The organism is Gordonia sp. (in: high G+C Gram-positive bacteria) (assembly GCF_012515855.1).
In the GTDB taxonomy this organism is placed as follows: Bacteria; Actinomycetota; Actinomycetes; order Mycobacteriales; family Mycobacteriaceae; genus Gordonia.
In genome coordinates this window covers 1-17018 of sequence record NZ_JAAYXO010000225.1, presented here as the reverse complement: position 1 = coordinate 17018, position 17018 = coordinate 1, and the positions used below count along the sequence as shown (strand labels likewise).

Genomic DNA, 17018 nt, shown 5'->3' with positions numbered 1-17018 from the left:
TTCTCGATCGGCGCGGTGGGCGGCATCGGCATCAACACGGCCCACGAGATGGGGCACAAGAAGGTCGACCTGGAGCGCTGGCTCTCGAAGGTCACCCTGGCGCAGACCTTCTACGGTCACTTCTTCATCGAGCACAACCGCGGCCACCACGTGCGCGTCGCCACGCCGGAGGACCCGGCCAGCTCACGCTTCGGCGAGAGCTTCTGGACCTTCCTGCCGCGCAGTGTGATCGGCAGTGTCAAGTCGGCATGGGAACTCGAAGCGACCCGCATGAAGCGACTCGAGCGGCCGGTGTTCCACCCGAGCAACGACGTCCTGAACGCCTGGGTCATGTCGATCGTCCTGTGGGGCGCGCTCACCGCGATCTTCGGCTGGCAGATCCTGCCCTTCGTCGCGATCCAGGCCGTGTACGGATTCTCGCTCCTCGAGACCGTCAACTACCTCGAGCACTACGGCTTGCGCCGCAACAAGAATGAGCGCGGCCGCTACGAGCGCTGCACCCCCCAGCACAGCTGGAACAGCGACCACATCTGCACCAACATCTTCCTGTACCACCTGCAGCGCCACAGCGATCATCACGCGAACCCCACGCGCCGCTACCAGACGCTGCGCAGCTTCGACGAAGCCCCGAACCTGCCGAGCGGCTACGCCAGCATGATCACCGTCGCCTACTTCCCGCCGATCTGGCGCAAGATCATGGACCACCGCGTCCTCGACCACTACGACGGCGACCTCACTCGGGTCAACATCCAGCCGGGCAAGGAAGCCAAGGTGCTGGCGAAGTACGGAAAGGCCTCGGCATGAGTGCGTACCAGTGCGAAGTCTGCGACTACATCTACGACGAGGCCAAAGGCGCTCCCCGAGAGGGCTTCCCGGCCGGCACTCCGTGGAGCGCAGTCCCCGACGACTGGACCTGCCCCGACTGCGGCGTCCGCGAGAAGATCGATTTCGAATTGATGGGAGCATGACGTGAACTTCAAACTCTTCCGCTGCGAGCAGTGCGGCTTCGAGTACGACGAGGCCGAAGGCTGGCCCGAGGACGGCATCGAACCCGGCACCCGCTGGGACGACATCCCAGACGACTGGAGCTGCCCGGACTGCGGCGCGGCCAAGGCCGACTTCACGATGGTCGAGGTCGCCCGGTCATGACCGCCCAGACCGCGCCCGGCGCCGATTCAGCGGCAGGCATCGTGATCATCGGAGCGGGCACCGCCGGCGTCACCGCGGCGGCCACGCTGCGTGCCGGGGGGTACGGCGGGACCGTCACGCTGATCGGCGCCGAGCCCGGTCTGCCCTACCGTCGCACGGCGCTCTCCAAGGACCTCCTGGCCGCCGACCTCTCCGAGGCGCGCATCGCCCTGCAGAAGCCCGAGTTCTGGGATGCCAAGAGCATCGACGTCCGGGACAGTGTCCGCGTCACCGCGATCGACCCCGACGCGCGGACCGTCGCCCTCGACGACGGCAGCGCTCTGCGCTATGCGGCACTCGTCCTGGCCACCGGAGGGCAACCGGTCCGGCCGGGATGGCTCGACGACGCGGTGCCGTCGCTGCGGACCCGCGACGACGCGCTCGCGATCCGTGACGATCTCCGTCGGTCGGAGCGGCTCATCGTCATCGGCGGCGGCCTCATCGGCCTCGAACTGGCGGCCTCGGCTGCCTCCCACGGGATGAGCGCCTCGGTGGTCGAAGTCAGTGACCGACTGGTCGGCCGGGTGATGCCCGCGGTGGTCTCGGACTACCTCGCTGCGCTCCACGCCGACAACGGCGTGTGGCTGCGCACCTCGTCGGCTGCCGATTCCGCCGGTCCGCGCCGCGTGCAGCTCGCCGACGGGACGCATCTGGTCGGCACCGTGGTCGCCGCCATCGGCGCGCGCCCCGACCTCGCGCTCGCCGAAGCCGCGGGCGTGCCCGTGTGCCCCGACGGCATCGTGGTGAACAGCGCCCTGGCCACGGACGTCCCCGGCATCTACGCCGCGGGCGACGTCGCGGCCCTGCCCGATCTGCGAACCGGCGCGCCTGCACGCGGCGAGCACTGGTTCGGAGCCACCGACCAGGGCAAGGCCGTCGCGAAGTCGGTGCTGGCCGATCTCGCCGGAACGCCCGCGCCGACCTTCGCCGAGGTCCCGCGAGCCTGGACCATGCAGTACGGAGTCAACATTCAGATGGTCGGCTGGCCCACCGCGTCGGACGACATCCGGGTGGACGGCTCGCTCGCGGACAGCGACGCCCTGGTGACGACCTTCGACGAGGGAGGTGCGCTGATCGGCGCGGTAGCCGTCGGCCGAGCGGCTGCGGCGCGCGAATGCCGCTCGGAGATCGCGGCGGGTCTAGGCTCGAAGGTGTGAGCGCTCCGACCGCACCCCATCCGGCCAGCTACGCCGAAGCCAGCAAGCAGCTGCTGCGGGCCACGCTGCTCGACGGGATGCGGAACCTGCTGCGCGAGAAGGACTGGGCGCGGGTCACGATGGCCGACGTCGCTCGGCAGGCCGGTGTCAGCAGGCAGACGGTCTACAACGAGTTCTCGTCGCGCGCCGGACTGGCACAGGCCTACGCGCTCCGGCTGGCCGACGAATTCTGTGGCGAGATCGTCGCGGCCGTCGCGGCGCACGAGGACGACGTCGAAGGGGCGTTGCGGGCCGGTTTCACCGGCTTCCTCGCCAGCGCGGCCGACGATCCGCTGATTCAATCGCTGCTGTCGGGCGAGGCGAAGCCGGATCTGCTCAAGCTCATCACCACCGACGCGGCACCGCTCATCGCCTCGGCGAGCGCCCAACTCGAGGTGCTGCTCGTGGAGTCCTGGATCGCGATCGACCAGGAGCTGGCGGGGCGGATCGCCCGAATGATCGCGCGGATGGCGCTCAGTTATGTGGCGATGCCGCCGGACCCGGATGCCGACACCGACGTCGCGGACGACCTCGCCGCGGTGCTGGCGCCGGCGATCGTCGCGGCTCGCGCCTGAACGATCGCCGGCTCAGCTCGGCCGGCTTCAGCGACTCAGCGGGTCAGGAACGCCCGCACCGTCGCCTCGAAGGCCTCCTTGGCCTCGATCATCACCCAGTGCCCGCAGTTCGGGAAGATGTGCAGTTCGGCGTTGGGGATCAGCCGCATCGGCGCCAGCGACATGTCCGGCGGGCTCACCCGATCGTCGCGACCCCAGGTCAGGAGGGTCGGGCACTTCACCTTGTGCATCATCGCCCAGTACGGCGGGGTGTCGGCGTTGGCCTGGTACTGCTGCATCATCGCGAAGGCCTTGGAGCCGTACATCATGGCGGCGGTCTTCTGCGCGGCCGGATCGTTGGCCGCTTCCCAGCGCTCTTCGATGAGCTCCTCGGTGACGATCTTGCGGTCGTAGACCATCGAGTTCAGCCAGCGCAGCAGCTTGTCGCGGTCGGGGGCGTCGGTGAACTCCTGCAGCAGGCGGATGCCCTCCGACGGGCTCGACGAGAAGAGGTTGGGGCCCACGCCGCCGATGGTCACCAGCTTCTCGACACGCTCGGGATACTTGATCGCCAGGTTGATGCCCACGACACCGCCCATCGAATTACCGACCATGGCGGCCGACGGAATGTCGAGGGCGTCCATGAATCGGATCACCGAGGCGCCCGCGGTCAGGACCGGATGTCCTTCGACGGCGTCGGAGACGCCGAAGCCCGGGAACTCGACGATGTAGGTGTGGTGGGTCTGGGCGAAGTGCTCCAGGTTGCCGCGGTAGTTACGCCAGCCGTTGACGCCGGGTCCGGAGCCGTGCAGGAGGAGCAGGACGTCGTCGTGCTGCTCTCCGGCCTCGTGGTAGCGGATGACTGCCTGGTCGGTGCTGATCTCGCGCTTAGTTGCCTCGTAGGTCACGTCCATGCCTCCACAATAGAACGTGTTCTAATTTCTTGACAGCCGTAGGCTGGTTGTCATGAACATCGACTCTTCTCTTCCGCTCGTCGCCGCGGGTCTCGTCGGCGGCTACGCCACGGCCCGCTACTCGGGAATCCGCCCCCTCGGCGGCGCCGTCCTCGCTGCGGCGGGTGCGGGTGCCGGTCGCAGCTGGTTGCGCAGGGGGCCGGCGGTTACGGGCGCTTTGTCGGCAACGTACCTGGGTGCGTTCGGAATCTCACATCCCCTCGCCAAGAAGATCGGCGCCTGGCCGTCGGTGCTGGTCATGACCGGTGCGACCGTCGGCGTCACCGCCGCGACGCTGGCCCTGGTCGACAAGAAGTAGCGGGCGATCCGGCGCTCCTCGGAGGACGATGGACAGTGCGGCGCGCAGCGCCGCGCTAGTCGAAGGGGAGAAGCGTGTTCCGACCGAAGTCGATCGTCGTCCTGGCGTGCCTGTTCACCTTGGCGATGGTGCTGGCCGCGTGCGGCGGTGCCGACTCCGCGCTTCCCCCGCCCCCGGCCACGGTGAGCGTCGCCGTGGCGAACGGCAAACCGATCAACCCGACGGAGCCGATCGTCGTCGCGGCGACCGACGGCACCCTGAAGGACGTCGCGGTCACCAACGCGAGCGGCAAAGCGGTTGCGGGCACGCTCGACGGTGACGCCACCCACTGGTCGACCACCGAAGACCTCGGCTACGACGCCACCTACACGGTCAGGGCCACCGCGGTGAATGCGGACAACGCTCCGGTCGCCAAGACCTTCAACGTCATCACGATCGCACCCGAATTCACCGCGTACGCCAACGTGATTCCGGCGCCCGAGGTGGTCGACGGTGTCGGCATCGGCGTCGGTCAGCCGATGGTCTTCCAGTTCACCAAACCGGTCAAGAACCGCGACGAGGTGCAGAAGCGACTCAAGGTCACGACCGCTCCCGCGCAGCCCGGCGCCTGGTATTGGATCGACGATCAGAACGTCCACTACCGCGGACCCGAGTACTGGAAGCCGGGCACCAAGATTCACATCGAGGCCGACATCTACGGCGTCGACCTCGGTGACGGCGTGTACGGCGCGGAAGACACGGCGATGGACTACACGGTCCACGACTCGTGGATCGCCAAGGCCGACGGCGCCACCGAACTCCTCACCGTCTTCCACAACGGGAAGCAGGTGAAGCAGATGCCGATGAGCCTGGGCGAGCCCGCCAACCCGTCGCACAGCGGCCCGCACGTGATCTCGGAGAAGGCAGCGGTCACCGTGATGGACTCGTGCACCTACGGCGTGTGCCAGGGCGATCCCGGCTACTATCGCGAGACCGTTTACAACGACCTGCGCATCTCCAACGACGGTGAGTTCGTCCACTCTGCGCCGTGGTCCGTCGGGCAGCAGGGCGCGGCCAACGTCTCGCACGGCTGCGTGAACCTCAGTCCCGAGGACTCGAAGTGGATGTTCGACAACTTCGGTCTCGGAGACGTCGTCGAGGTCACCAACTCCGGCGGCCCGCCGCTGCCGGTGTGGGACACCTACGGCGACTGGGAGCTGACCTGGGAGCAGTGGCAGGCCGGGGCTGCGTAATAGGCGCTCACCCCTCCAGGGATGCGCGATCCTCGTCGCCGAACGTGTCCTCGAGGGTCGCGGGCGAGTAGTCGAGGTCGATCTCTTCCACCGGGCGACCGCGTGCCGACTCGATGGCGCCCAGTCTGCGCTGGGCGCGATCGGCGGCGTACGAGAGGAACTCGCCGTTGTCGATGCCGAACGGCGGCTCGTCGAACTGCTCGTTGACCCAGGAGATCATGCCGAGCGCCATGGGCAGCAGTTCGCCCATGCGCTCGGTGACCGCGTCCCACAGGCTGTCGTCGGCGGCGACATGCCTGCGGCAGGTGAAGGTGCCCCATGCCATGTGCCGACGCTCGTCGTCGGCGATGTGGCTGATCAGCGACTGCATGCCGGGGAGGATGCCGCGTTCGACGCAGATCTTCTGCCAGGCGAAGTAGCCGGTCAGCGCCAGGGATCCTTCGATCACGTGGTTGTAGGTGACGCTGGCGCGGATCTGGTTGAGCGGCGACGGGTCGGAGGACAGAATCTGCAGTGACCGGGGCAGTTCGTCGTAGAACAGCTGCCGGTAGAACGGATTCTCCGCGACGTAGGGGTGCAGGTCGTCGACGAGGCCGACGGCGTCCATCCACAGCCGGAAGCCCTGCGCGTGCTTGGCCTCTTCGAGGCAGAACTGCGACAGGTACATCTCGTCGCCGAAGCGACCCTCGGACGCCATCGCCGACATGAACGGCTGGATGTCCTGGGTCACGGCCTCCTCGCCCGCGACGAACTGCGCGACGAGGTAGGTGGCACTGCGCCGCTGGTCGTCGTCCAGCGCGGCCCAGTCGGCGGCGTCCGCACTGAAATCGAGTGCCGCGGGATCCCACGTCTTACCGTTGCCCTTGGTGAACAGGCGGAGCGGAAACGCCTCCCAGTGCAATCCGCCCGCGCGTAGCGTCGAGAATCCCTGTCGCTGTCCAGAACCAGAGTGCGTCACGGTCATGACCGCGACCCTAGTCCGCTTTCGCGCCGCGTCTCGTCGAATCGCAACACAAGTGGTGCCGGTACGCGACCGTCACCTTCGTCGGTACTCGGTGCTCCGGTCGCCGCGTCCACCGACTTGTTCGACGAGGTCGAGGTGGGCGAGCTTGCGTAGGGCGTAACTGGTCTGGGAGTGAGACAGGCCTGACCGCTCCGCGATCTCCGCGAGACTGCCCGGCCTGTCGAGTGAATCCCACACCGCGGGTGCGTTCTTGCTGACCGCAGGCAGATCGATCTGCCGGTCGTCGGTGGGGAACAAGGGGGCGATGACGTCGACCGTCGGCGTCGTCTGTTTGGTGTCGTCCACCAGGTGTGCGGCCAACCGGTACGTCGTCGAGCCGCGATCGCCGAGCGCATCCGCGACGCCTGCATTCACCAAACCCTGGAGGAGAGCGCGCGCCGCGATGGAATCGATCGGTGCATACTCGTCCCGCACAAGGGAGTTCGTCCAGATCTGGCCGCTCCGCATGGACACCAGGATCTCGCGCTGCATATCGGATAGGGGCGCATCGGCGGCGACCTCGCCGAGCCACGCAAGATCATCTGAAGTCAGAAGCGAATGCCGAGATACGACAGCGGTGAATCGGACGCTTGCGTCGGAGAAGGTGGGGGTGCGGAGACCCGCCTTGCGGAGGGCTGCACGGGCCTCGCGGATTCCCCCGCCTTCGCCCTCGATGATGCGTTTGCCGTTCGGCGTGCGGATCAGCTTGGACATGTCGTAGAGGTACTCGTTCACTGAGGACTTGCCTGCCGCGGTACCGAGCTGTGCGACGGTGATCCCCCAGAGCCCCCCGGGATTGGTGATCACCAGGCGATCGTCTTTGATCCGAATCTCGACGCGCTTGGTCTGGGTGTGTGGGCCGAGGTCACGGTGGACGAGGGCATTCGCGATCAGTTCTCGGACGGCCACCATGGGGATCTCGTCTTCGTCCATCCCGTGGCCGTCTGGTCCGTAACGCATGGTGCGTCCGGTGTTACGGCGGACCCACTCCATTGCCTGGTCGAGGAGGTCGGGGAGTGGGCCGTCGAAATCGGCGAGGTCACGGGTGCGCCCCTCGCGACGATCTGGAAGCTCGACTGCCGCAGTGACAGCCAGCGACGGGATGAACTGTTGGGGATAGGTCCCTAGCGCGTACAGCCCGGCCACCGAGAGCTGATCCGTCCCCGGGGCGATGACAGCGCGGAAGCGAAGAATCTGGTCGTCAGAGGCCTCGGCGAGTCGACGGGACCCAGTACGTGCCTCGGCGATGAACTGGGGAACCAGGCGCGGATCGAGGTCTGCGACCGACGTGAGCGGCACGGGCGCTGAGTCGTAGCGGGGGCGATCGCGCAGCGAGATCAACTGGGCGATCTCTTGCTCGGACATCCGGTAATCGCCGTCCGCTTGTCGCAGGTAGGCATGTCCGCCGGACTTCGTTCGGCACGGACGATCGGAGGCGGGCAAGCCCGTGACCACCGCGACAACGATCTGCCGATCGTCGACGACCGCGATTTCAAACTCGACGTGCGGAGGCGGAATCAGTGCGTTGCGTGCTTGAGAAGCGATCCCCTGCTCGATCGTTGCGACGTCGTGGACGCCGACCACGGCGAAGTCGGCGGCCTCGTCGACACCGACGATGATGGTTCCGCCGGTCGGCAGGTTGGCAAATGCGCACAAGGTGTCGATGACCGTCGGGCATCCACCGGTCCCGAGTTTCACCTCGACGTCCGTACGGTCGCCGCCGTGGGTTCGAAGGTCCCCGAACAGCTCCTGTAGTCGCTCAGGCGTCCACATCATGACCTCGAGTGTAGATGAGACGGCTAGGTTTTAAATATTTAAATCAAATGTGCAAAGTGTGCGCCGAGAGTGTTGATGAGGCTGCAGGTGCCCGGTGCGGACCACCCATCACCGGGCATCGCTGGGATCGGGGAGGACGCCGTCACCCTCCGCTGGACTGCGATCGTCCCGGGCAGTGTCCGGGTCCGGCTTGCCGGGCCACCAGATCCGCGGACCGATGTCGAGTGTTAGGGCCGGCACCAGCAAGGACCGCACGATCAAGGTGTCGACCAGCACACCGAAGGCGACGAGGAAGGCGATCTGCGCCAGGAACATCAGCGGGATCACCGCCAGTGCGCTGAACGTGGCGGCCAGCACCAGACCCGCCGCGCTGATCACACCGCCGGTGCTGGTCAGCGCCCGAATCATGCCGTCGCGCGTGCCGTGCTTGTGCGCCTCCTCGCGGGCGCGGGTCATCAGGAAGATGTTGTAGTCGATGCCCAGCGCGACCAGGAAGACGAAGGCGAAGAGCGGTACCACCGGGTCGGCGCCGGGGAAGCCGAACGGACCGTTGAACAGCAGCGCGCCGACGCCGAGTGCGGTCCCGAACGACAGCACGGTGGTGGCCAGCAGAAGCAGCGGGGCCACCAGGCTGCGCAGCAGCACGATCAACACGATCAGGACCACCACCAGGACGATCGGAATGATCAGGTTGCGGTCGTGCTGGGCGGTGACGCGGGTGTCGAGGTCGACCGCGGTGCCGCCGCCGACGATGGCATCGGCGTTCGGAACGGTTTCCACCGCGTCGCGGATCGCGACGACCGTGTCCTGAGCGACGAGGGAGTTGGGGTCGTCGGCCAGTGTGACCTGCACGGCCTGGCGGCCGTCGTGCGTCACCGGTGTCATGTCGGCGGTGAGGACTTCGGCGGAGGCGACACCGTCGACGGTCCGGGTCTTCTCGGCGACGGCGGTCGCGCTGCCCTCGTCGACGATGATCCAGGTGGGCGTGCCCGACCCGGCGTCGAAATGGCGGGCGTGCATCTGCGCGCCGGTCACCGACTCCACTTCGCCGAGGAAGAAGTCGTCGGTCGAGACACCGTCGGCACGGAACATCGGGGCGAACGCCGCGCCGATCACCAGGACCACCAGTGTGCCCGCCCAGACCTTGCGCGGCGAGCGCGAGACGAATGCCGCCACTCGCTGCCAGATGCGGTGCGACGCGCCGGTCTCCGCGGTCGGGACCTTGGGCCAGAAGGCCACCCGGCCGATCAGTGCGAGCGCGGCGGGCAGGAAGGTGATGGAGGCCAGCAGCGACGCGGCGATGCCAATCGCCGCGATGGGACCCAGGCTGCGGTTGGAGTTCAGGTCGGAGAGCATCAGGCACAGCACACCGAGGATCACCGTGGTGGCCGACGCGGCGATCGGTGGGAGGGTGGCTCGCCACGCCGCCCACAGCGCGGTGCGAGCATCGGGTTCGTCGGCCAGCGACTCGCGGTACCGCGCCACCAGGAGGAGGGCGTAGTCGGTCGCGGCGCCGAAGACCAGGATGAACAGGATGCCCTGACTCTGCCCGTTCAGTTCGAGGGTGCCCGACTTCGCGAGGCCGTACACCGCGCCGGACGCCAGTGCGAGCGCGAAGATCGCCGAGAAGAGGACCACGAACGGCAGGATCGGCGAGCGATAGACGACGATCAGGATCAGCAGCACGACGATGCCGGCCACCAGCAGCAGGATGCCGTCGATGCCCGCGAATGCCTTCGACAGGTCGGCTGCCTGGGCGGCCGGGCCGGTGATCGCGACGGTGACGCCGGGCGGCGGGTTCGCCAGGGCATCGCGGAGTTCGCCGATCTGCTCCTTGGGCTTTCCATCGGTGGAGACCGGGACGAACATCTGCACGGCCAGCCCGTCGGCCGACGGCACCGCGGGCGAGAAGCGCTCCGCGAAGCCAGGCGTGCCCGCGAACCGGCCCACGGTGTCGGCGACGAAGGCGCGGTCCTGCGGCGTCATCGCCGAGTCCTTCTCGGCGACGACGATCGCCGGGAAGTAGTCGGTGTCGGTGAAGTTCGGAAGTTCTTCGGCGACCTTCGTCGATTCCGCGGATGCAGGCAGGAACGAGCTGGCGTCGTTGCTGGAGACGCTGGCCAGTTTGCCTGCGAGCGGACCGGTGACGCCGGCGATCGCGAGCCAGATCAGGACGAGGACGGCAGGCAGTACGACGCGCAGCAGATGGCGGGAGGTCATGGCACCGGTTTACACGAGTGCCACCTTCACCAGATGCGGACGCGCTCGTCCGGCTCCAGATACAGGTCGTCGCCTGGGGTGACGTCGAAGGCCTCGTAGAAGGAGTCGACGTTGCGGATGACCCCGTTGCAGCGGAACTCCGGCGGCGAGTGCGGGTCGATCGACAGGCGACGGATCGCCTCCTCGTCGCGGGTCTTGGTGCGCCAGATCTGCGCCCAGCTGAAGAACACCCGCTGCTGACCGGTGAGATCGTCGATGATCGGGGCGTCGCCGCCGACGGCTTCGAGAGCGATCCGGTACGCGACCAGTGCGATCGACAGGCCGCCGAGGTCGCCGATGTTCTCGCCGAGCGTGAAATCGCCGTTGACCTTGTACTCCGTATCGAGTCCGCTGGGTGTGAACTCGGCGTACTGGGCCGACAGCGCCGACGTCCGCTTGCCGAACTCGGTGCGGTCGTCGTCGGTCCACCAGTCGACCAGGTTGCCGTCGCCGTCGTACTTGGCGCCCTGGTCGTCGAAGCCGTGACCGATCTCGTGGCCGATCACCGCGCCGATGCCGCCGTAGTTGGCGGCGCCGTCGGCCTCGGGATCGAAGAACGGCGGCTGCAGAATCGCGGCCGGGAAGACGATCTCGTTCATACCGGGGTTGTAGTAGGCGTTGACCGTCTGCGGGGTCATGAACCATTCGTCGCGGTCGACCGGCGAGCCGATCTTGCGCAGTTCGCGGTCGGTCTCGTAGGCCGCCGAGCGCTGGACGTTCCCGATCAGGTCGGTCGGGTCCACCTCCAGGCCGTCGTACGAGAGCCAGGTGCTCGGGTAGCCGACCTTCGGGGTGAAGCGCTCGAGCTTGGACAGCGCCCGCACCCGGGTCTCCGGCGTCATCCACTCGAGGTCGGAGATGTTGCGGCGGTACGCCTCGATCAGATTGTCGATCAGCTCGTCCATCCGAGCCTTGGCCGCGGGCGGGAAGTGTCGTTCCACATATAGCTTGCCGACGGCGAATCCCATCGCGCCCTCGACGAAGCCGACGCCGCGCTTCCAGCGGTCGCGGTTCTCCGGCGCGCCGGACAGGGCGGTCCCGTAGAAGGCGAAGTTCTCGTCGACGAACGGCGACGAGAGGTAGGGCGCGGCGGTGCGCAGCAGTCGGGACGACAGCCAGGCCTTCACGTCGGCCAACGGCCGCGCGGCGAGCACCTGCGCGCCGCCGGTGATGAACGACGGCTGGCCGATCACCACCTCGCCGAACGCATCGGTGGCGCCCCCGCCCGTCACTGCGTCGAGCCAGGCGTTCAGGTCGAATCCGGCCGCCGCCTCGTCGAACTCGGCGAGAGTGCGCAGGTTGTAGTTGGCTTCGGCATCGCGCCTGCGGACCACGTCCCAGTGGTGCGACGCGAGGTCGGTCTCCAGCGACAGGACCGCGGCGGCGGAGGCATCCGGGTCGGCGAACCCGGCCAGGCCGAGCATCGCCGAGACATGGGCGACGTACTGATCGCGGGTCTGCGCGTGCTTGTCCTCGCGGTAGTACGACTCGTCGGGCAGTCCGAGGCCCGACTGCACGATGTGCACCAAGTAGCGGCTGGAGTCGCGCGAGTCGGTGTCGACGTAGAAGCCGAACAGCCCGCCGATGCCGCCGCGGGCCAGCTCGCCGAGCATGGTCGCCAGCTCGGCGGGAGTGCTGATCGCCTCGATGGCGGCCAGGTCGTCGGCGACCGGCGCCAGGCCGAGCGACTCGATGCGCTCGGCGTCCATGAACGAGCGGTACAGCGCGCCGATCTTGGCGGCCTCGTCGGCATCGCCCGGCGGCGCAGTCTCGTCTCCGCCTTCGGCGCACTCCTCGACGATGGTGCGGACGTCGGCTTCAGCGTTGTCGCGGAGGGCGTGGAAGGCGCCGTCGATGCTGCGGTCGTCGGGTATCTGGTGGGTCTGGAGCCACTTGCCGTTGACGTGGGTGAAGAGATCGTCTGCTGCGCGCACGGAGGGGTCGACCCACTCGAGGTCGAGGCCCGAGGTCTGCTCGATAGTCACGCCCTCCATAGTGACATTGATCCGGCGGGCGCCGCCGGGACACAGCGGCCTACTCGCCGAGGCGTGCGTCCATCGACCAGATCAGGACTTCGGCGTCGGTGATTGCACGGACCGTCGAACCGCCGAAATCGGCGGCCCGGAGCGCGTCGGACGACGACAGCAGATCGCCGTCGACCTCCACGCTGCCGCGCGTGACGAACAGGTGGGTGAAGCGCGAGGTCGGGATGACGACCTGCTGGCCGGCGGTGAGGCGCGCCGCGGATAGTGTGGCCCCGCGATTGGCGATCCGAATGGCCGAATCGTGGCCGGGGGCGCCGGAGGCGACGGTGACGAGGCGGCCGGGCTGCAGTTCGCTCGCGATGTCGAGCTGCTCGTAACCGGGATCGATGCCGAACTCGTCGGGCATCACCCACATCTGCACGAAGTGCACGGGGTCTACGTGCACGGGATCCGGCGATTCGACGTGATCGTTGCGTTCGGAGTGCAGGATCCCGCGGCCTGCGCTCATGCGCTGGGCCAGCCCGGGGTAGATGGCACCGGCGTTCCCCTCGGAGTCCTGGTGCACCAGCGAGCCGGAGAGCACCCACGTGATGATCTCAGTCTCGGCGTGGGGATGGGTGTCGAAACCCTGGCCTGGCGCGACGACGTCCTCGTTCTGCACGAGGAGCACGCCGTGGTGGGTATTGGTCGGGTCGTAGTGATCGCCGAACGAGAACGAGTGCGCCGAGTCGAGCCACTCGGTGGTCGTGCGTGCACGTTCATCTGAACGGATGATCAGTTTGCTCATGAATCCATTGTCCTCCGTGCGGCGTGGAACACGAGCGCGGGCCGGGGCGTTGTGCGATTGTGACCACATAGTTTCCAGAAAGGAAGCCTGGGGGTGTGAAACGGGTGGGATTAGAGTGATAATTGGGACTATGAGTCTGCGGGGTGCGCGAGGGGCCACCGCCGTCATTGCCGCTTTTGTCTTGGTGCTGGCGTCGACGTCGTGCTCCTCGGACGATGACACGGATGCGTCACGAGCGGTCCAGGCGTTCGCCGACGCGATGAGTCGGCAGGACACGCCGGGGGCGGCCGACATGACGACGTCGCCGAGTCAGGCGGCGGAGTCGCTCGGAGTCACGTTCGCCGGAATGCACGCCAAGGAGGTCTCCGTCGAGCCGGGCCGACTGGTGGAGTACAGCGACGGCAGCGCGTCGTTCAGCCTGACCACCACCTGGAACTGGGCCGGGGACCACGAGTTCGAGACCAAGACCTCGGGGTCGGCGCGCCGCCTGTCGTCGGGGTGGAAGGTCCAGTGGGATCCGGGTCTGCTCTACACCGGCCTCACCGCCGACGGCCGCCTGCAGGAGGTGCGGACCGATGCGAAGCCGGCGCCCACCGTGCGCAGTGCCGGCGGCAGACCCTTCATGCAGATTCAGCCGGTCACCGAGATCGCGGTGAACCCGGCGACCACCAAGAACCTGGAGAAGACCGTCCGGTCGCTCGCGGCGGCGGTGGAGCCGGTGGCGCCGAAGGTCACCGTCGCGTCGATCAACAAGCAGTTGGCTGACGCCAAGGGGCAGGAGGTCATCGCCGTCACGCTCCGCGACTCCGACATGGACATGCTCGACACCGATCCGTCGCGCATCGCGGGGGTCAACGTCAACAAGACCGGCATGCTGGTGATGAGCGACCGCAGACTGTCCACTCCGCTCTCCTCCGGTCTCACGAACTACTGGAACGCGATCCGCGACGCGACCGCGGGCTGGCAGGTGCAGCTGGTGACACCGGGGACGCCGCCGCAGAAACTCGCAGGCAAACAGGGCGGCGCCGGGCCGGACGTCCAGACGACGATTAATCCGGGCGTGCAACTGACGCTCGGCGACGCGGTCGTCGAGGTGGCGCAGCCCGCCACCATGATGATCCTCGACGCCGAGTCCGGCGGAATCCAGGCGATGGCGCAGAACGAGGCCGCGGCAAAGAATCGGATCGAAGCGGGCATCGCCTACCCCGTCGGCAGCACCCTGGATCCGGTGTTCGACGCGATCAACGCCGCGGGGAAGGGGAGCGACGCCAAGTCGGCGGCGCCGATCCTGAACTCACTGGGCCTGGGGCTCGAGTACACGATCCCCGGCGTCAGCCTCCCGGGCGACACCCGGCCGCGTGTCACCACCGCGGCCTACCACCCCAAGGATTACACCGCGTCGATGCTCAGCATGGCCGCGCTCGGCGTAGCGATGGAGCGCTCGGCGGAGGGCAAGGACTCCGCGGTGGCGCCCTCGGTGATCAAGGGCGCCGAGAGCAAGGTGAGCGGCGGCGACTTCGGAAAGTTCGACGACGACGTCGTCCGTGAGATCCGCAAGACTATGGCCACGATCGCCAAGACCGGCGACGCCAGCGACATCAAGGGCGCGCCGGGACTGCGTGCGCTGGTCGGGACCAACGGACCGCAGGGGCCGGGCTGGTTCGTCGGCTCGCAAGGCGGCAAGGTGATCGTGATCTACACCGAGGGCGACAGGTCGGGAACCGCCGCGTTGCAGGTGCTGCAGAAGTACTTCCGGATCAAGTAGCCCGCGCGGCCTTAGACCGATGGGCCCTAGACCGCTGCCGGCGCACTGCGACGCGTCAGGGCTGCGACCACCGCGCGCCAGCCGAGAAGCAGCACCGCGGTGGAGATCGACGCCACGATGCAGAACGCCAGCGCGGTGCCCTGCCCGGAGGCCACCCGAAGCAGCATGCCGATCACGACTGTCGAGATCCAGATGCAGACTCCCGCGGGCCACAGGCCCGCGGGGGCGAACCCACGACCGCGGCTGACCGCGGCGGCCACCGCCCAACCGACCGCGCCGCCGACCAGGAACGGCCAGACGCTGTTCAGGTACCCGACGATGGAACCGGACTCGTCGTGGCTGCGGCGCCCGATCGCGATGAAGACGGCGATGGCGACGATGTCGGCGACGGCGGGGAAGACGAAACGCTGAGCGGGGGAGGGCGCGGTCATGGCCTCAGTTTAGTGGGGCGCCGAAAGCTCACCGCGTCGGCGGATCTCGCCGCTCGTCCGGGGGGCTGTCGGGGTGCTTCCGGTCGGGGTCGAGTGTCGCCGGGTCGATGGCGGCGTGCTTCTGGGTGGTGTCGTCGGCGATCTCGTCGTCGAGGCTGCGTCCGGACTTGAACGAACCGCGGAACCGGATCGCGATGATGGCCCAGCCGACCAGCGACACCAGCACGTAGCTGACGATGCGGTAGATCAGGACCGCGGTGACCGCGTCCGGAGTGGTCATGCCCGCCTGCACCAGCGCAGCGAACATCACGCTGTCGACCACGCCGATGCCCGCGGGCAGCAGCGGTACCGCGGTGCCGACCGCCTTGCCGGCGGCGTAGGCCACCATCAGGCCGGGGATCGACGGGTGAGCGTTGACGGCGTAACACGCGGCAGCCAGGCAGGCGACGTCGGCGATCCAGTTGAACAGGCTCCAGCCGAAGGCCTCCGTGGCATTGCGGCGGTCGAGTTTCACCGCGCGCAGCTGGGTGATGGTCTGGTGGAGCTTCTCGGTGCCGTAGTCTGCGGGCTTGTCGCGCACGCCGTTGAACCACGACAGCAGCCGCGCGGCGATGATCTCCAGTGCCTGGGGGTGGCTCGCGACGTACTGCATGACCGCGACGAAGACGATGAACAGCGAGACGGTGAAGAGGACGGAGAAGGGGCTCGTCTTGGCTCCCGCGAGCAGCGCGCCGCCGAGGCCGAGGAGCGCCAGGCCCGCACCCGCCAGCAGGCCCGACATCACCAGCTGCCAGGACGCGACGACGGGGCTCGCACCCCACCGGCGACTCTCGCGATAGATGAAGGCCGGTGCGAGAACCTGTCCGCCCGGCATGGTCTGCGAGACGGCGTTGGAGGCCAAGATCACCGCGAGCGACTCGCGCTGGCGGACGGCGACACCCGCGGAACGCATCAAGACGCGCTGCACATGGGCATAGCTGTCCATCGAGAGCATCGCGGCGACGAGCGAGAGGGCGATGTACTCCCAGCGGAGTTCGCCGATCCGCGCCCACGCCTGTTCGAGCTGGGGCCAGATGATGACAGCCTCGACCGTCAGGATCGCGACGACCGCGATGATCAGGGTCCATCGGAGCCAACGACGCCACGGTCGCGAGGACTGCGTGCCGGGCGAGCTCTCCTCGGCGACGTCGTCGGCGTCGTCTTCGGGCATGCGCTCCAGCCTAACTGCCCGGGGCGGGACGGCCTATTCGTCGTCGGGCGACTGCTGCGCGCGACTTCGTCGCAACAGATCCTGAACGCTGATCTGCGTGCCGGTGTCGCCGCGGTCGGATCGCAGCTCGCGCGACGGCGCGGTCGGTTCTGGTGCGTTCGGCTCGGGTGCGGTCGGTTCTGGGGCCTTCGGCTCCGGTGCCGGGGGCGCCGGGGTCGGTCGCTGCGGCCGCGGTGCGGGACCCGAACGCCCTGGCTCGGGCCGCGGTGCCGCGGGCCGTTGCGGTGCCGGTTTCTGCGACGCAGGCGGCACAGGCGCAGCCTTGCGTGGCGCAGCCTTCTGCGGTGCAGCAGTCTGGGG

General features: G+C 68.0%; 16 protein-coding genes. 8 read left to right on the top strand and 8 right to left on the bottom strand.

Features of this window, described 5'->3' with window-relative positions:
• The 5 genes from GX543_RS16275 to GX543_RS16255 all read left to right on the top strand — a co-directional run.
• The coding region (locus GX543_RS16275) for an alkane 1-monooxygenase (protein ID WP_290853448.1) at nucleotides 1-804 on the top strand (804 nt) is incomplete at its 5' end.
• A complete protein-coding gene (locus tag GX543_RS16270) occupies nucleotides 801-968 on the top strand; it encodes a rubredoxin (RefSeq protein ID WP_290853446.1) in 168 nt (55 codons plus the stop codon). The genes GX543_RS16275 and GX543_RS16270, both read left to right, overlap by 4 nt.
• 1 nt (nucleotide 969) lies before the next feature.
• Nucleotides 970-1149 carry a rubredoxin gene (locus GX543_RS16265; RefSeq protein ID WP_062394457.1) on the top strand — a complete coding sequence of 60 codons (180 nt, stop codon included), beginning with the start codon at nucleotides 970-972 and terminating at the stop codon, nucleotides 1147-1149.
• Nucleotides 1146-2345 (top strand): FAD-dependent oxidoreductase, encoded by a 1200-nt coding sequence (locus tag GX543_RS16260; RefSeq protein WP_290853443.1) that lies wholly within the window; start codon nucleotides 1146-1148, stop codon nucleotides 2343-2345. Before GX543_RS16265 ends, GX543_RS16260 begins: the two co-directional genes overlap by 4 nt.
• Nucleotides 2342-2959, top strand: a complete 618-nt coding sequence (locus GX543_RS16255) for a TetR family transcriptional regulator (RefSeq protein ID WP_290853442.1) — start codon at nucleotides 2342-2344, stop codon at nucleotides 2957-2959. Before GX543_RS16260 ends, GX543_RS16255 begins: the two co-directional genes overlap by 4 nt.
• Before the next feature lie 35 nt (nucleotides 2960-2994).
• Here the strand turns inward: GX543_RS16255 and GX543_RS16250 are convergent, their stop codons facing one another.
• Entirely contained in the window at nucleotides 2995-3852 is an 858-nt protein-coding gene (locus tag GX543_RS16250) for an alpha/beta fold hydrolase (RefSeq protein WP_290853441.1), read from the bottom strand.
• Nucleotides 3853-3904: 52 nt separating this feature from the next.
• Between GX543_RS16250 and GX543_RS16245 the strand changes: the two genes are divergently transcribed.
• Nucleotides 3905-4210 carry a hypothetical protein gene (locus tag GX543_RS16245; RefSeq protein ID WP_290853439.1) on the top strand — a complete coding sequence of 102 codons (306 nt, stop codon included), beginning with the start codon at nucleotides 3905-3907 and terminating at the stop codon, nucleotides 4208-4210.
• Nucleotides 4211-4335: 125 nt separating this feature from the next.
• Complete coding sequence (locus GX543_RS16240) at nucleotides 4336-5442, top strand: Ig-like domain-containing protein (RefSeq protein ID WP_290853450.1); 1107 nt, start codon at nucleotides 4336-4338, stop codon at nucleotides 5440-5442.
• Between the two features lie 7 nt (nucleotides 5443-5449).
• Here GX543_RS16240 and GX543_RS16235 read toward each other — a convergent pair whose 3' ends face one another.
• From GX543_RS16235 to GX543_RS16215, 5 genes are all read right to left on the bottom strand, one after another.
• Nucleotides 5450-6406, bottom strand: coding sequence for a R2-like ligand-binding oxidase (locus GX543_RS16235; protein WP_290853437.1), 957 nt, complete (start codon nucleotides 6404-6406; stop codon nucleotides 5450-5452).
• 72 nt (nucleotides 6407-6478) lie between these two features.
• Nucleotides 6479-8221, bottom strand: coding sequence for an ATP-binding protein (locus GX543_RS16230; RefSeq protein WP_290853435.1), 1743 nt, complete (start codon nucleotides 8219-8221; stop codon nucleotides 6479-6481).
• Nucleotides 8222-8329: 108 nt separating this feature from the next.
• Nucleotides 8330-10441: an MMPL family transporter gene (locus GX543_RS16225; RefSeq protein ID WP_290853433.1), complete on the bottom strand. Its 2112-nt coding sequence runs from the start codon at nucleotides 10439-10441 to the stop codon at nucleotides 8330-8332.
• A 26-nt stretch (nucleotides 10442-10467) separates the two neighbouring features.
• Nucleotides 10468-12474, bottom strand: a complete 2007-nt coding sequence (locus tag GX543_RS16220) for a M13-type metalloendopeptidase (RefSeq protein ID WP_290853431.1) — start codon at nucleotides 12472-12474, stop codon at nucleotides 10468-10470.
• 40 nt (nucleotides 12475-12514) lie between these two features.
• Complete coding sequence (locus GX543_RS16215) at nucleotides 12515-13252, bottom strand: pirin-like bicupin family protein (protein WP_290853428.1); 738 nt, start codon at nucleotides 13250-13252, stop codon at nucleotides 12515-12517.
• Nucleotides 13253-13382: 130 nt separating this feature from the next.
• On the opposite strand from GX543_RS16215, the gene GX543_RS16210 reads away from it, so the two are divergent.
• Nucleotides 13383-15017, top strand: coding sequence for an NTF2-like N-terminal transpeptidase domain-containing protein (locus tag GX543_RS16210; RefSeq protein WP_290853426.1), 1635 nt, complete (start codon nucleotides 13383-13385; stop codon nucleotides 15015-15017).
• Between the two features lie 26 nt (nucleotides 15018-15043).
• On the opposite strand, the gene GX543_RS16205 is transcribed toward GX543_RS16210, so the two are convergent.
• A complete protein-coding gene (locus GX543_RS16205; protein ID WP_290853424.1) occupies nucleotides 15044-15448 on the bottom strand; it encodes a DUF3054 domain-containing protein in 405 nt (134 codons plus the stop codon).
• Nucleotides 15449-15476: 28 nt separating this feature from the next.
• Nucleotides 15477-16658: a YbhN family protein gene (locus GX543_RS16200; protein ID WP_290853422.1), complete on the bottom strand. Its 1182-nt coding sequence runs from the start codon at nucleotides 16656-16658 to the stop codon at nucleotides 15477-15479.
• Nucleotides 16659-17018 lie beyond the last annotated feature (360 nt).

Coding starts and splice junctions, on each gene's coding strand:
- GX543_RS16215 (WP_290853428.1), bottom strand. CDS start 13,252: ATGAGCAAACTGATCATCCGTTCAGATGAACGTGCACGCACGACCACC.
- GX543_RS16245 (WP_290853439.1), top strand. CDS start 3,905: ATGAACATCGACTCTTCTCTTCCGCTCGTCGCCGCGGGTCTCGTCGGC.
- GX543_RS16200 (WP_290853422.1), bottom strand. CDS start 16,658: ATGCCCGAAGACGACGCCGACGACGTCGCCGAGGAGAGCTCGCCCGGC.
- GX543_RS16205 (WP_290853424.1), bottom strand. CDS start 15,448: ATGACCGCGCCCTCCCCCGCTCAGCGTTTCGTCTTCCCCGCCGTCGCC.
- GX543_RS16235 (WP_290853437.1), bottom strand. CDS start 6,406: ATGACCGTGACGCACTCTGGTTCTGGACAGCGACAGGGATTCTCGACG.
- GX543_RS16210 (WP_290853426.1), top strand. CDS start 13,383: ATGAGTCTGCGGGGTGCGCGAGGGGCCACCGCCGTCATTGCCGCTTTT.
- GX543_RS16240 (WP_290853450.1), top strand. CDS start 4,336: ATGGTGCTGGCCGCGTGCGGCGGTGCCGACTCCGCGCTTCCCCCGCCC.
- GX543_RS16230 (WP_290853435.1), bottom strand. CDS start 8,221: ATGATGTGGACGCCTGAGCGACTACAGGAGCTGTTCGGGGACCTTCGA.
- GX543_RS16270 (WP_290853446.1), top strand. CDS start 801: ATGAGTGCGTACCAGTGCGAAGTCTGCGACTACATCTACGACGAGGCC.
- GX543_RS16225 (WP_290853433.1), bottom strand. CDS start 10,441: ATGACCTCCCGCCATCTGCTGCGCGTCGTACTGCCTGCCGTCCTCGTC.
- GX543_RS16250 (WP_290853441.1), bottom strand. CDS start 3,852: ATGGACGTGACCTACGAGGCAACTAAGCGCGAGATCAGCACCGACCAG.
- GX543_RS16260 (WP_290853443.1), top strand. CDS start 1,146: ATGACCGCCCAGACCGCGCCCGGCGCCGATTCAGCGGCAGGCATCGTG.
- GX543_RS16220 (WP_290853431.1), bottom strand. CDS start 12,474: ATGGAGGGCGTGACTATCGAGCAGACCTCGGGCCTCGACCTCGAGTGG.